Raw genomic sequence first — 15,045 nt, 5'->3', positions numbered from 1 at the left:
CACCGGCAACTGCGTGAAGTTCGACTCGACGACGCGAACCCCATTGAGTTGACAACTCCTGCCTCGGTCACCGCGATCGGCCACCCGCCATCCTGATCTTCACCCGTAAGGTGCAGTCGATTCACAGCGAGGGATGCATCCCGGAAAGAAACTCCCGGGCAAGGCACCGGCGCCGATGCGCCCGGTGACTGATTGACCTTGAGGGTATACGCCGAGTCACTCCGGTGCAACAACCAAGAGCATGACACGCCCACAGCTGGAGCGCCCCCTACTCGGTCACGAGTCTGTCGGTCTCACCCGCCGAACCACGAACCCGGTGCGACAGCACGGGAATTCACCGGCCCCGGCTACCGTGCCCCGGGCCTCGCAGGACCGCCGGTCCGACGACGGCGATGCCGACATTCCCTTTATACCACTCGAAACACCGGCCACCACGACCCCGGCCCCGATCGGGGTCCACCGTCACGGAACACCTGCCGGGAAACCCCATCGGGGACGAGTTGGGACCGGTGTCACCGCCCCGAGGACGAGCGACGGACGATGCCGGTGACCACCGCCCCGGTCAACTCATCCGGTCGACCCGCACACCAGTCCGGTCCACATCCAGCCGCCTGACCTCGAAGTCCCCCACCACCGACGAATCGGGAAGCTCACCGCCGCGTGGCAGGGCGAACACCGTGGGGCCTGCCCCCGAAACGACGGCCGGCACTCCGTTATTCCGGAGCCGGTGGACGAGTTCCAGCGTTTCCGGCATCGCGGGCCCGCGGTACTCCTGGTGCAGCCGGTCCTCGGTGGCTTCGAGCAGCAGTTCCGGCTCGGTGGTCAGCGCGTGCACGGCCAGAGCCGTGCGCCCGGCGGCGAACACCGCGTCGGAGTGCGGCACCGTCTCCGGCAGCAACCCCCTCATCGTGTGAGTGGCGGACTCCACGCCGGGTATGAACACCACGGGAGCCAGCTCCGAATGCGGTTCCAGCCGAACGGATCGATAACGATTTTCCACATTCCACGCGACGATCAACCCGCCGAACAGCGCCGCCGCGACATTGTCGGCGTGTCCCTCGTAGGAGGCCGCCAGTCGCAGCGCCTCCGCACGAACCGGCTCGGCGCGAACGTCGAGCCCGGCCAGCCGATAACCGGCTGCCACCCCCGCGACGATCGCGGCGGCGGACGAACCGAGCCCCCGCGCGTGCGGTACGGCGTTCGTGCAACGCAGCCGCAGCGCGGGCGGTGGCACACCGAGTCGATCCATGGTCGCGTGCAGCACCCGAACCACCAGGTGACTCTCGTCGACGGGGACCTCACCGGCACCGGAGCCGGTGACCTCGACACGCGCGGTCCGCGGTGCGGCATCGGTGCGGGTGATCTCCACGACATCGTGCAGCGCCAACGCCACGGCCAGCGTGTCGAACCCGGAACCGAGATTCGCGGTGGAAGCGGGAACGGTCACCCGGAAAGCGGAATCCGTTCCACCCGCGGCCGATTCGGCGTCGTAACCGGAGGGAAGGACGGCACCGGAACTCAAGACAGCTCCAGAGCCGTGGCCACCGCATCCGGATCGACCGGGAGAGGCTCCACCTCCACCATGTCGGCCAACGCGGTGTCCGGATCCTTGAGGCCGTGCCCGGTGACCGTGCACACAACAGTGGAACCGCTCGGCAACCGACCGTCGGCCGAGGTGGCGAGCAGCCCGGCGATGCTCGAAGCCGAGGCGGGCTCCACGAAAACGCCCTCCTTCGAGGCCAGCAGCCGATAAGCCTCCAGGATCCGCTCGTCGGTGATCGCCTCGAACAACCCGTTCGAGGCGTTCTTGGCGTCCACCGCCCCGGCCCAGGAGGCCGGGCTGCCGACACGGATCGCGGTGGCCACGGTTTCGGGCGACGCGACGGGCTCACCGGAAACCAGCGGTGCGGCGCCGGCGGCCTGGAAACCGAACATCGCCGGGGCGCGCTCGCTGCGCCCCTCGTCGACGTACTGGCGGTAACCGGCCCAGTAGGCGGTGATGTTTCCCGCGTTGCCCACCGGGAGGCAGTGGACGTCCGGTGCCGTGCCGAGGGCGTCGCAGATCTCGAAAGCCGCCGTCTTCTGACCCGCCAACCGAACCGGATTGACGGAGTTGACCAGCGTCACCGGGTACTCCACCGCCGTTTTGCGCGCCAGTTCCAGGCAGTCGTCGAAGCTTCCCCGCACCTGCAGGATGCGCGCGCCGTGCACCACTGCCTGGGCGAGCTTGCCCATGGCGATCTTGCCCTGCGGCACGAGCACGGCCGAGGTCATTCCGGCGCGTGTGGCGTAGGCCGCCGCCGAGGCCGAGGTGTTGCCGGTGGAGGCACAGATCACGGCACGCATGCCCGCGGCCTTGGCGTGGGTCATCGCCATCGTCATACCGCGGTCCTTGAACGAACCGGTCGGATTGGCCCCCTCGACCTTGACAAGGACCCGGCAACCGGTCAGTTCCGAGAGGTACGGGGCGGGCACCAGCGGGGTGTTGCCCTCGTACAGGGTCACCACCTCGGCGTCGTCGGGAACGCCGATCCGGTCACCGTAGGCTTCGATGATCCCACGCCAACCGGTACCTGCCCCGGACGCCGCGAGTTGTGCTTGCGAGGTCAAGACGGTTCACCCTCCACACGCATAACGCTGGCGACCTCGTTGACCGAGGAGAGCCGTGCGATCTGTTCCACGGTGGCGCGCAGCGCGGAGTCCGCGGCGGTGTGGGTGACCACCACGAGGCTGGCATCGGCCCCCCGGCCCTGCTGTCGAACCACGGAGATACTGACGTCGTGTTCGTTGAACGTGGCGGCCACCTGGGAAAGCACACCCGGCCGGTCGGCCACGTCCAGACTGATGTGGTACCGCGTGGGAGTCCAGTCCATGGAACGCGCGGGGAGCTGCGCGTGCGCGGACTCGCGCGGTCCCTTGCCGGAAACCACCACGTTGCGGGCGGCGGCGACGAGGTCGCCCAGCACCGCACTGGCGGTGGGAGCACCACCGGCTCCCTGCCCGTAGAACATGAGCTGCCCCGCGGACTCGGCTTCGACGAAGACCGCGTTGAACGCCCCGCCGACCCCGGCCAGCGGGTGGTCACGCGGAATCATGGCCGGATGAACGCGCGCGGATACGGACTCGGTGCCGTCCTCGTCGATCACGCGCTCGCAGATGGCCAGCAGCTTGACCGTGCGGTTCAGCGAGCGTGCCGCCTCGATGTCACCGGCTCCGATACCCGAGATCCCCTCCCGGTGGACGTCACCGGCGCCGACCCTGGTGTGGAAGGCCAGTGAAGCCAGGATGGCCGCCTTGGAGGCGGCGTCGAATCCGTCGACGTCTGCCGTGGGGTCGGCCTCGGCGTAACCGAGCCGGCCCGCCTCTTCCAGCGTCTCCTCGTAACCGGCACCCGTGGAGTCCATGGCGGAGAGGATGTAGTTGCTGGTGCCGTTGACGATCCCGGTCACGCGGTTGATGCGATCACCCGCCAGCGACTCCCGCAGCGGACGAAGCAGCGGAATCGCCCCGGCCACCGCCGCCTCGAAGTAGATGTCCACCCCGTTGGCGTCGGCGGCCGCGTACAGTTCCGAGCCGTGCTCGGCCAGCAGTGCCTTGTTGGCGGTCACCACGGACTTACCGGCGCGCAGCGCGGCCAGCAACAGCGAACGCGCGGGTTCGATACCGCCGATCAGCTCCACGACCACGTCCGCACTGCCCTCCACCAGGGCGGCGGCGTCCGTGGTCAGCAGCTGCTCGGGCACATCGGGGTGCTTGTGCGGACGACGTACCGCAACTCCGGTGACACGAACCGGCGCACCGGTTCGAGCGGCGTACTCGGTGGGGTACTCCTGCAGCAGGCGCACCACCTCGGTGCCGACGGTGCCGCAGCCCAGCAGCGCCACCCTGATCGGTTCCCGATCCTCGATCACTCACACCTCCAGGCGAAGCAGGTCGTCCTCGGTCTCCCTGCGGAGCAACAACCGCGACTGCCCGTCGCGTACCGCGACGACCGCGGGCTTGGGGAGCCGGTTGTAATTGCTGGCCATCACGTAGCAGTACGCACCGGTGGCGGCCACCGCCACCAGATCCCCCGGTGCGACATCCTCGGGCATCCAGCTGTCGCGCACCACCACATCGCCGGATTCGCAGTGTTTGCCCACGATGCGGGACAACGCACCGCTCCGTTCCCCGGCGCGGGAGACCAGTCGGCAGTCGTATGCGGCGTCGTAGAGCGAAGTCCGGATGTTGTCACTCATACCGCCGTCGACACTTATGTAGCGGCGGGAAGCCCCGCCGTCGAGGGCGACGTCCTTGATCGTGCCCACTTCGTAGAGCGTGACCGTGCCGGGCCCCGCGATGGCACGGCCCGGTTCGACGGCTATCCGGGGCGGGTCGAACCCGGCCGCCGCGCACTCCTTGCGCACGATCTCGTTCAGCCCGGCGGCGAGCTCGGCGGGCGGCAGTGGATCGTCGTCGGCGGTGTAGGCGATGCCCTGGCCACCGCCGAGGTCCACCGTTCCGACCGTCTCCAGCGCCCGCTCACCGTGTTCGGCACGCAGTTCGGCCAGCAGACCGATCACCCGGTGTGCCGCCAGTTCGAAACCGTTGTCGTCGAAGATCTGCGAGCCGATGTGGCTGTGCAGCCCCACCAGCAGCAGCGAATCCGACTTCAGCACACGGCGCGCCGCTTCGGCGGCGTCGCCGGAGGCGAGCGAGAAACCGAACTTCTGGTCCTCGTGCGCGGTGGCGATGAACTCGTGGGTGTGCGCTTCCACGCCCACGGTCAGCCGGATCATCACCCGCTGACGCGTACCGTGCTCGGCGGCGAGGTGCTCCAGCCTGGCGATCTCGTGGAACGAGTCGAGCACGATCGCGCCGACCCCGGCTTCGAGCGCTGACGTCAGCTCCGCCGTTGACTTGTTGTTGCCGTGCATCGCGATGCGCTCCGGTGGGAAGCCGGCTCGCAGCGCCACTCGCAGTTCACCACCGCTGCAGACGTCCAGCCCGAGGCCCTCCTGGTCGACCCAGCGGGCCACCTCGGTGCACAGGAACGCCTTGGCGGCGTAGTGCACGGCGGCGGGGTCGCCGAACGCGGCGGTGTACTCCCGGCACCGGGCGCGAAAGTCGTCCTCGTCGAGCACGAACAGCGGCGTGCCGTACCGCTCGGCCAGCTCCCGGACGTCGCATCCGGCGATGGTGGTAACCCCGTCGGCACCCCGCGTCGCGTTGCGGGGCCAGACGGCGGGGTGCAGTCGATTGGTCTCCTCCGGGGAGGAGGGGGCCGGTCCGGCGGCATCGGCGTTCACGGCGACGTCGGCGTGCCTCGGCCCGGCTGGATGGGCGCGCATCATGCGCCTCCTCTACATCTGTTCGGGAGCACTGACACCGAGCAGGCTCAGCCCGTTCGCCAACACCTGGCGGGCCGCTTCACAGAGCTGCAGCCGGGCGATGGTCAACGGCCCCGGCTGGTCGTCCCCTGGTTGCAGGACGCGGCAGGAGTCGTAGAAGCGGTGGTACGCGCTGGCCAGGTCCTCCAGGTAGCGGGCCACGCGGTGCGGCTCGCGCAGCTCCGCGGCCGAGCGCACCACCCTGGGGAACTCTCCCAGCGTGCGGATCAGGTCGCCTTCCCGGTCGTGCGTGAGCAGCGCCAGGTCCGCGGCCTCGACGTCACCCCGGTCGATACCGAGCGAAAGCGCGTTGCGCTGCAACGAGGACAACCTGGCGTGCGCGTACTGCACGTAGAAGACCGGGTTCTCGTTGGTGTGCTTGCTGATGAGGTCGAGGTCGATGTCCACGGCCGAGTCGACCGAGGAACGGATCAGGGAGTAGCGAGCCGCGTCCACCCCTACCGCCTCGACTAGGTCCTCGAGCGTGACGACCGTGCCCGCGCGTTTGCTCATCCGCACCGGCTCGCCGTGCCGAACCAGGTTGACCAGCTGGCCGATAAGGACTTCCACCGAGTCGGGATCCTGGCCCATCGCCGCCGCGGCGGCCTTCAGCCGCGAGACGTAGCCGTGGTGGTCCGCGCCGAGCATGTACAGGCAGAGTTGGAAGCCGCGGTCACTCTTGTCCCGCAGGTAGGCGATGTCACCGGCGATGTAGGCGGGTGCGCCGTCGCTCTTTATGACGACCCTGTCCTTGTCGTCGCCGAACTCGGAGGAGCGCAACCACCACGCCCCCTCGGCGTGGTAGAGGTTGCCGGAGTCCTTGAGCCGCTGCACGCATTCGGCGACCGCGCCGGAGTTGTGCAGCGAGTCCTCGTGGAAGAAGACGTCGAAGTCGGTGCCGAACTCGTGCAGGCTGCGCTTGATCTCGTCGAACATGAGCCCGACGCCGACCCTGCGGAACACCTCGTCGCGTTCCTCGGCGGGCAGCGCGAGCACGTCGTCCGAACGGGATTTCACGACCTCGGAGGCGATCTCGGCGATGTACTCCCCGCCGTAACCGTCCTCGGGGATCTCCTCGCCCAGCGCGGCGGCGACGAGTGACCGCACGAAGCGGTCGATCTGCGCACCGGCGTCGTTGAAGTAGTACTCCCTGGTCACCTCGGCGCCCTGTGCCGTGAGCACGCGCCCGAGCGCGTCACCGACGGCGGCCCAACGACTTCCCCCCAGGTGAATGGGTCCGGTCGGATTGGCCGAGACGAATTCCAGGTTGACTCGCAGCCCGCTGTAGAGCTCACCCGCACCGAAGGCCGCCTGCCTGGTCAGCACGTCGCGGACGATGGCCGCCTGGGCATCGGCGGCGAGCCGCAGGTTGAGGAAACCGGGTCCCGCCACCTCCGCGGAGGTGATCTCGTCGCGCTGTGCGAGCGATTCGGCGAGCCACCCCGCCAGCTCCCGGGGATTGAGACCGGCCGGTTTGGCGACCTGCATGGCCAGGTTGGTCGCGTAGTCGCCGTGCTCCGGGTTTCGGGGACGCTCGACCGTGACCTTCTCCGGCAGCACCGAGGTGTCCACCCCTCGGGCGGACAGGACGTCGGCAGCGGTCGTTCGGACGAGTTCGGCAAGCGCGGCTGGTGTCACCTGATGAAGTCTAAGAAAGCAATGCCGCTGGTTAACGAGCGGGTGGCCGGGACAGTGGGTTCCGGAACGGACCGGGCGAACATGGTCTCACCATCTGAGAGAATGACAGCCGGTGGTGCGGTCGTGCGGCTCGATCTGCAGGGTCGCGTGCTCGATGTGGTACCGCTCGGAAAGCAGCCGCTGCGCACTGGCCAGCACGTCGCAGTGGTCGGCTTCGGAGACCGTGGTGAGGTGCGCCGAGGCCACCTCCATGCCGGAGGTCAGCGTCCACACGTGCAGATCGTGCACCTCCGTCACCGGCTCTATGTCGACGAGATCACCGTGCATCCGCTCGACGTCGACCCCTTCCGGTGCCTGTTGCACCAGAATGCGCAGCGCCTGTCGTGCCAGCTTGTAGGTCCGGGGCAGCACGAACAGTCCCACTGCCACGGCCACGATCGGATCCGCCAGTCCCCACCCGAATCCCCAGGTGAGCGCACCGCCGATCAGCACACCGACCGAACCGACCGTGTCGGCGAGCACTTCCAGGTAGGCGCCGCGCACGTTGAGACTCTCGTCCGCGCCGCGTCGCAGCAGCGCGAACACCACGAGATTGGCCACCAGCCCGGCCGCGGCGGTGAGCATCATCGGCAGCCCAGGGATCTCCGGAGGGCTCGCCAGGCGCCCGATCGCCTCGTAGAGGATGTATCCCGCCACACCGAACAGCAGCACGGCGTTGGCCAGGGCGGCCAGCACCTCCACCCGGTAGAGCCCGAAGGTGCTCCTGGAACCGGAGGTCCGACGTGCGGCGGTGATGGCGGCCAGGGCCATTCCGATGCCGAGCACGTCGGTGAGCATGTGGCCCGCGTCGGAGAGCAGGGCCAGCGAGGACGTCATGAAGCCGACGACGACCTCGACGACCAGGAACGCCAGCAGTACGAGCAGGGACAGCGCCAGTCTGCGCACGTAACGTCCCGAGGCACTGGCGGCCGCTTCTCCGGTTCCGCCGTGTCCGTGACCGTGTCCCACAGCCGCACCTCCCGAATGACTTCCGACGGACACATAGTGACATATGCATAAGTCGACGCAACAAGAAATACGCACCGCATGGGTGACATCACTCACGGAGGGGTACCCAACGGGGTGGCCGACCGAGAGAGCTGGCCGGAGAAGCCCGAGGCGGGCCACTCGCGTGGGAGGCCCGAAGCTGGACACCCGATTCCGGATACCCGGAAGGAAGGCACGGAACACCCGGGCCCGACCCGCGAACCACGGCACCGCGCGAACGTGAACACGCACCCGCGAGCTGCCTCACCGAAACGAACGGACAGGACCGACTCGGCGACGAGGCGCGGGCTCCGAGGCGCGGGTAGCCGCGACGCTGGTCACGACTACCCGATCACCCCCACCGTCGAACCCCGGCACGGTATGGGTTAGGCTTTGGGAAGTTCAACAGCAAAGCCCTCGTAGCTCAGCGGATAGAGCACCGCCCTCCGGAGGCGGGTGTCGCAGGTTCGAGTCCTGCCGAGGGCACCCTTAGTGTCAATTTCTCGCGAAATCGCCGGGAGGATGCCCTGCGGCCTCGCGCGGGGCACGTTTCCCGGTCACCGGTAGAGAGATTCCCGGTCACTCGTAGAGGTCCGCCGTGAGCATCGGCCAGGAACGGTGCAGTGCGCGTTCCCAGTACGGCCAGCTGTGCGTTCCCCGGCCGTAGAAGTCCGTCGTCACGGAAATACCGTTGGTCCGCAGCTCGCGCACGAACAGCTTCGAGGTGTACAGCGCCGCCGGTTCGAGGGCGTCGAACTTCGGCTTCGGGTCCAGTGGTCCACCGATGCCGTTACCACCGGACACGTAGAGATCGGTGCCGCGCAGCGCGCCGACGTTGTTGTAGGGGTTGTGGGCGCGCCACAGCTCCCGGTTGGCCCGATCGTCTCCCCAGAGTGCCCTCCAGTCGTAGTATCCCTCGCGGATGAGGATTCCCTTGACGATCTCGGGCACGAACGGACCGGTGGTGTGGAGCATGCCGCTGTAGGAGGCGGCCGCCCGGAACATGTCCGGACGCCGGAACGCGTAGTGCATCGCCCCGAAACCACCTATGGAGACACCGGCGACCGCTCTGCGGGTCCCCGCGTTGTAGTTGCGTTCGAGGATCTGCCGCACCTCGGTGAGGTGAAAGGTCTCCCAGTCCGGGACGGTCGCCATCCCGAAGTTGCGCCACTGGCTGTACATCCCCGCGGAGCCGTCACTGGGCATGACCACCATGACGGGCTTGTCGGCGACGAACCGGCGAACATCGGTGAACTCGGTCCACGACCGGTAGTCGGCCGGCTCACAGCAGCCGTGCAGCAGGTAGAGCACCGGCCATTCCTTCGAGGGCTGCGCGCGCCAGCCGGGGGGCAGCAGCACCCGCACCATCCCGACATCCGCCAGCGAGGGGGACCGGATCCCCAGGTCCAGTGCTCGTTGCCCCACCCAGTTGCGCGAGACGACCCGCGCACCGTTGTCGGCGGGCTCGCCGCGTGCGCCGGAACCGTCGTGCACCCAGGACGGCAGACCGGACGAGAAGAGCTCGGTATCGGGGCCGTTGTCACCGCCGGAGTCGGCCGCGACCCCGGGGGCTGTCGCGACGGGGAGCTGCGAAATCACCAGTACGAGTGATAACGCGAGTGCTCGTCCGGCAACGCGTAGGGTTCTTCGTATCGACAAGAGCTCATCGCCTCGAATTCTTCACTCGACTCGTCGGTCGCGCCCCCGGAGCGGGGGTGTCGGTGGAAACGGGTCGCAGCAGTGACCAGGCCAGTACCGCCGCGATCACCTGCAGCGAGGCCGCGAGCAGGACTCCGTGCGTGTAGCCCGCGGCCAGCGCGGCCGGTTCCGGACTGCCGGTTGCGATCCGGTGCCGCAGCACGGTGGAAACGACCAGTCCGACGACCGCCACCCCGAAAGCGCTGGACAGTTCCCGGGACGCTGTGAGCACCCCGGAGGCGGTCCCCGCGTCGTCCTCGTCACTGCGGTCCAACGCGTGGGAAGTGATCGGGGCGGTGAAGGCCGACCCCGCACCGATCAGCAACAGCGCCGGGACGCGCGGGAGTATCGCGGCGACGGTGTTGACCGCGGCGAGTCCGAACAGCCCCAGCGCGACCACACCGAGCCCGCAGGCGACCACCCGATGTGTGCCGAACCCGCGGGCCGCCGGCCCCACCAGCGGTGTCGCGGCGGTCACCCCGAACGCGACCACCACCAGTGGGAGACCGGCCGTACCGGGGTCCAGCCCGAGATAACTCTGGTGCACCAGCGGTGTGAAGAAGACCACTCCGCTGATGCCGATCCCCCACAGCAGCAACAGCACGTTGGCTCCCGGGAACACCCGCCCGCGCAACAGCCGCCGCGGAACCAGGGGGTCGGCGGCACGGCGCTCACCGAGCACGAACCCCACGAGCAGCAGTGCGCCGAGCACTCCCAGCGGCACTGACCACGAGGGATCCGTGCCGGTTTCCGAAGCTGTCACCAGTGCCGATGTCAGCAGCACCAGTCCGGTGGTCACCGCCAGCGCGGCGGGCAGGCGCACCTTCGCGGCGCGCCGCCGGTCTCCTTGGGAGGTCCCGAGCGAGACCAGCACCACGGCGGGCAGCACGAACGGCAGATTGCCGTAGAAGATCCAGCTCCAGTGCAGGTACTGCGAAACCACACCCCCCAGCCAGGGACCGAGTGCCAGCGCGGCGGCCAGGGCCGCGGTCCAGGTGGCGGCGGCGGTGGCGCGCAGCCGTTCCGGGAGTTCGGTGCGCAGCAGTCGCAGCGTCCCCGGCACGATGAAGGCGGCGGCGACTCCCTGACAGGCCCGTCCCAGCAGCAACGGGACGGCACTGCCCGCCGCGCCGCAGACCACGGCTCCGGCCACGAACACACCGAAACCGGCCAGCAGCGCACGATCCCCGAGTCGATCGAGCACGGTTCCCGCGACCAGTACCAACCCTGCGTAGGGCAGCATGTAGGCGATGCTGACCCACTGCAGTGTCGCGAGGCCGATTCCCAGGTCACGTCCCACGGAGGGCGCGGCGGCCGCGACGATCGTGTTGTCCAGCGCCGTGACGAAGCCGACGAGCGCCACCACGGTCAGCACCGTCACGGGGGACCGTCCCGGGCTCGTCCCGACGGGAGCGGTGTCACTGGGGACCGCTGTCATGGGATCAGCTGATCGGGGCTCGTCATGGGATGCCGACACCTCCGGCTGGTCGAAGTCGTGAACGGGATCTCGCGAGAGACACCCTGCGCGGCAGCGGAGCACTCGTGGCCGGTGCACCGAAGCGGGACGGGAATCCGAATCGACACATCAGGTCCACACGCGACTCCCGAACAATCCGGTCCTCGCCACACCGAAGCCCGTGGCGGGAAGCTACTGCCGAAGGGATCTCCGCACAACCGAAAACCGCCGTGCCGGAAACGATCCATAATCCCGGTGACAAACAGGGTCCGCACCGGACTCACTCCGGTGCGCGAAACCGCGCTGTTGGCACGTGGTTGCCATAACCGGAATCCGGAGTTGTCCGCGAAATGACAGAAAAGCGAGCGAATCCGCTCCGCTGGTCGCTTTCCACTCGTTTGGAGCATTGAACCGGTTCCCTCGTACTCGGACGCTGAACTCGCCGTTTCACGCATCCAACGACTCGGCGCCGTCCCACGAGGAAAACCGGGTTTCGGTTCGGGAGTCGGAGCGAAAACGGCGACCTGAAAATCCTCGGTCGCCGCACGCAAACACGGTTTCACCCAGTGCGCTTCGGACGACCGGGAATTCGAGAGGAGCCAGGATGAACCGAGCGGCGCGACTAGCGCGCGGTCTGGTGGCGGGCACGGGTGCCCTGGCACTGGCCACTGTCACCGGAATCGGGATGACGGGTGTTTCCAGTGCCGAGGACACCGCGGTGGAAACCGGCCCACGACAGGACGACTTCCTGAGCGCGTTCGCGTACTCGCAGCAGCACCCGAACGCCGTACCAGCCGGATCGAACGATTTCTCGTGCGAACCGGGTGACGAGCATCCGAATCCGGTGGTGCTGGTGCACGGGACCTTCGAGAATCGGTACGACAACTGGGCTGAGCTGTCACCGGAACTGGCCGAACGCGGCTACTGCGTGTTCTCGCTGAACTACGGCGGCGGCGCGGACAGCGCTATCAAGGGAACCGGCGAGATCACCCGTTCCGCCCGGGAGCTGAGCGGGTTCGTCGACCGGGTGCTCGCCGCCACCGGGGCGGAGGAGGTGGACATCGTCGGACACTCCCAGGGCGGGATGATGCCCAGGTACTACATCGAGAACCTCGGCGGCGCTTCCGAAGTGGATTCGCTCGTCGGCCTCGTTCCGTCCAACCACGGCACCACGCTGTACGGGCTCGACCAACTGGCCGGATTCCTGCCCGAGGGGCAGCCCCCGTGCGCCTCGTGCACGCAGCAACTGGCGGGATCCGACTTCATCACGGAGCTGAACTCGGACGGTGAAACGGTGCCGGGCGTGGACTACACCAACATCGCCACCAGGTACGACGAGGTGGTCACGCCCTACACTTCCTCCTTCCTGGAAGACGGTCCCAACGTGACCAACCTGACGCTGCAGGACTTCTGTGCCATCGACCTGACCGAGCACATCGGTATCTCTTACAACGGAACGGCACAGCAGCTGGTGTTCAACGCTCTCGATCCCGCCGACGCGCAGCGCCCCGGCTGCTGATGTAACGAGTGCCCGACGGGATCGCTCGGATGGCCGGTTAGCCGTCACGTGAGTCGGTGCCTCGTCTGTTGGGCCGGCGCGGCGATTTCGCGAGAAATTGACACCGCGCCGAAGTCGGGGCGGAACCTCTCGCACGGCTCTCGCCGCGGGTGCCCCGAGATCGGGTAGGTAGGGCTGCTCGAGTGGCGGGGCGGGGTGGGCGGGAACTCCGGTGACCGGGTTCCCGCTCACGCGTTCTCGCCGGTCCGCTGCTCGAGCGGACCCGCCGCCAGTAGCGTCTTGAGTTCCGTCAAAGGCATCGCGGGCGCGAACAACCACCCTTGGAAAGTGTGCACACCGACGTCACGCAGCAGCTCGAACTGCTCGAACGTTTCCACTCCCTCCGCGGTGCAGGTGCACCCGATCGCCTTGGCCAGATCGGCGATCGCCTTGATGACCATGAGGTCGGCCCGGGTGTTCGCGACATCGGTGACGAAACCCCGGTCGATCTTGATGACGTCGATGGGAAGTTCGCGCAACCGCGCCAGTGAGGAATACCCGGTGCCGAAATCGTCCACGGCGAACCGCAACCCCTGCTCGGTGAGTCCGCGCATGGTCCTTCTCCCCCGGTCGGAGAGGTTGATCAACGAGGTTTCCAGCAGTTCCATGACCACGTGCCGCCGGTCGAGCCCGGTCTCTGCCTCGATCGTGTCCAGTGTGGCCGCGAAATCCGGATCGCCGGGTGACAGTTCGGCGAGGTTGATCGACACCGCTGCCTGCTTCCCGTCGGGCTTGACGGGCCAGTCCGCGGCGTCACGCATGGCCGTGCGCAGTACGCACCGGTCGAGTTCCCCGAGCAGATCGGCGCTCTCGGCCACCGGCAGGAAAGTGTCGGGGCTGAGCAGCCCCCGACTGGGATGGCGCCAGCGAACGAGTGCCTCGGCGGCCACGATCGCGCCGCTCGCGCGGACTATCGGCTGGTAGAACAGCGTCAGCTCGTCGGACTCGATCGCCGCGCGCAGCTCGCTCTCGAGCTCCACTTTGCGGTCCATCTCCGAGATGGTCCCCGGTCCGGCGACCGAGATCCGCCTGCGCTCGTTCGCCTTGGCTTCCATAACGGCCGCGCCTGCCGAACGCAGCAGGTCGTCGACGGTGGAGGTGGTCTCGTCGCCCACCGCTATGCCGATGGAGGCGGAGACCCGGATCGGTGGGTGTCCGCGCAGGTACACGGGACGGTGGAACAGCTCGCCGACAGTGTCGGCGATCGTATCGATTCCCCCCACCGTGGCGGGCTCGGGGCACACGATCAGATACTCGTCCGCTGCCATCCGGGCGGCCAGCCAGTCCCTCGGCAGGTCGCTGCGCATCCGCTTGGCCAGTTCGATGAGCAGCTCGTCCCCCGCGCGCAACCCCAGTGATTCGTTGATCCGCCGGAAGTTGATGATGTCGCAGTACAGCATCGCGAAACCACGCGTGTCGGTTCCGCTGAGCAGCTCGTTGACCGCCGCTCGGTTCGGCAGTCCGGTCAGGCTGTCGTGCGTCGCCCAGTAGCGCCATTCCTCCGCGCGCCGGTGGCGTTCGGTAACGTCCTGGAACACCGCCAGCCAGAACGACTCCCCGCTGGCGCGAACAGATTTCGCGATGTGTAGTTCGCAGATCACCCGTCGTCCGTCGGCACGGATCATGGACCACTCCTGAGTGAGGTCCTCGTTCGGCGGGTTCCCGGAGCGGAACGCCCGACGCAACGGTTCCCTGCCCGGCTCGTCCGGGTGGACCATGTTGGCGATGTGCGCGCCGCGCATCTCGTTCTGGTCGTATCCGAGCAGCTCGCGCAGCGCCGGGTTGGAGTCGAGCACGTAACCGTACCGGTCGAACACGCCGATACCGACCGGTGTGAGTCCGAACAAGTCGCGGAACTGACGCAGCGAACGCTCCAGCCTGGAGTGCAGCTCGGTGTCGTCCCTGGTGACGCGGGCGAAACCCCGCAGCGTCCCCGCACTGGACCACAGCGCGATGGTGGTCACGTGCGCCCAGAACCTGGTGCCGTCCTTGCGCACCCGCCAGCCCTCGTCGGTGTGGCTGCCGAACCGGGCGGCCCGTTCGAGCAGTTCCTCCGGTTCGCCCGCGGCGAGCTGCTCGGCGGTGTAGAACACCGAGATGTTGCGCCCGATTACCTCCGCCGCCGAGGCACCGGTGATTCGCTCCGCTCCGGGGTTCCAGGTCGACACGACCCCGAACGGGTCGAGGGTGTAGACGGCGTACTCCCAAAGCGACGCGCCGAACCTGCCGATCAGTTCCTCCGCGTCGGCCCTGATACCGGGTCCGTTCTCCACTTCGCTCATCATCAGCTCCGGCCGCCG

General features: G+C 68.0%; 10 protein-coding genes and 1 tRNA gene. 2 read left to right on the top strand and 9 right to left on the bottom strand.

All coding sequences use genetic code 11. The features are described 5' to 3' along the window. Positions 1–562: 562 nt before the first annotated feature. From thrB to J2S53_RS21565, 6 genes are all read right to left on the bottom strand, one after another. Positions 563–1,447: a homoserine kinase gene (gene thrB, locus J2S53_RS21590; protein ID WP_456242855.1), complete on the bottom strand. Its 885-nt coding sequence runs from the start codon at positions 1,445–1,447 to the stop codon at positions 563–565. 71 nt (positions 1,448–1,518) lie between these two features. After that, positions 1,519–2,610, bottom strand: coding sequence for a threonine synthase (gene thrC, locus J2S53_RS21585; RefSeq protein WP_456242528.1), 1,092 nt, complete (start codon positions 2,608–2,610; stop codon positions 1,519–1,521). Beyond that, on the bottom strand, positions 2,607–3,911 hold the full coding sequence (locus J2S53_RS21580; protein ID WP_130466581.1) for a homoserine dehydrogenase: 1,305 nt from the start codon (positions 3,909–3,911) through the stop codon (positions 2,607–2,609). Before J2S53_RS21580 ends, thrC begins: the two co-directional genes overlap by 4 nt. Beyond that, on the bottom strand, positions 3,912–5,330 hold the full coding sequence (gene lysA, locus J2S53_RS21575; RefSeq protein WP_130466580.1) for a diaminopimelate decarboxylase: 1,419 nt from the start codon (positions 5,328–5,330) through the stop codon (positions 3,912–3,914). 12 nt (positions 5,331–5,342) lie between these two features. Further along, a complete protein-coding gene (argS, locus tag J2S53_RS21570) occupies positions 5,343–7,007 on the bottom strand; it encodes an arginine--tRNA ligase (protein ID WP_456242527.1) in 1,665 nt (554 codons plus the stop codon). An 87-nt stretch (positions 7,008–7,094) separates the two neighbouring features. Beyond that, complete coding sequence (locus tag J2S53_RS21565) at positions 7,095–8,015, bottom strand: cation diffusion facilitator family transporter (RefSeq protein WP_456242526.1); 921 nt, start codon at positions 8,013–8,015, stop codon at positions 7,095–7,097. Between the two features lie 431 nt (positions 8,016–8,446). Here J2S53_RS21565 and J2S53_RS21560 point away from each other — a divergent pair. Beyond that, positions 8,447–8,519, top strand: a tRNA-Arg gene (locus tag J2S53_RS21560). Positions 8,520–8,612: 93 nt separating this feature from the next. On the opposite strand, the gene J2S53_RS21555 is transcribed toward J2S53_RS21560, so the two are convergent. Together J2S53_RS21555 and J2S53_RS21550 are read right to left on the bottom strand one after the other, a co-directional pair. Continuing rightward, positions 8,613–9,632, bottom strand: coding sequence for an alpha/beta hydrolase (locus tag J2S53_RS21555; protein ID WP_456242525.1), 1,020 nt, complete (start codon positions 9,630–9,632; stop codon positions 8,613–8,615). Between the two features lie 64 nt (positions 9,633–9,696). Beyond that, positions 9,697–11,169, bottom strand: coding sequence for an MFS transporter (locus J2S53_RS21550; protein WP_456242524.1), 1,473 nt, complete (start codon positions 11,167–11,169; stop codon positions 9,697–9,699). Positions 11,170–11,791: 622 nt separating this feature from the next. Between J2S53_RS21550 and J2S53_RS21545 the strand changes: the two genes are divergently transcribed. Then, positions 11,792–12,706 (top strand): esterase/lipase family protein, encoded by a 915-nt coding sequence (locus tag J2S53_RS21545; protein WP_456242523.1) that lies wholly within the window; start codon positions 11,792–11,794, stop codon positions 12,704–12,706. 227 nt (positions 12,707–12,933) lie between these two features. Here the strand turns inward: J2S53_RS21545 and J2S53_RS21540 are convergent, their stop codons facing one another. Continuing rightward, on the bottom strand, positions 12,934–15,027 hold the full coding sequence (locus J2S53_RS21540) for a putative bifunctional diguanylate cyclase/phosphodiesterase (protein WP_456242522.1): 2,094 nt from the start codon (positions 15,025–15,027) through the stop codon (positions 12,934–12,936). Positions 15,028–15,045 lie beyond the last annotated feature (18 nt).

It is taken from the genome of Actinopolyspora lacussalsi (assembly GCA_030803735.1).
Classification (GTDB): domain Bacteria; phylum Actinomycetota; class Actinomycetes; order Mycobacteriales; family Pseudonocardiaceae; genus Actinopolyspora; species Actinopolyspora lacussalsi.
The sequence above is the reverse complement of the archived record's forward strand: the minus strand, read 5'-3'. Positions and strand labels throughout refer to the sequence as shown.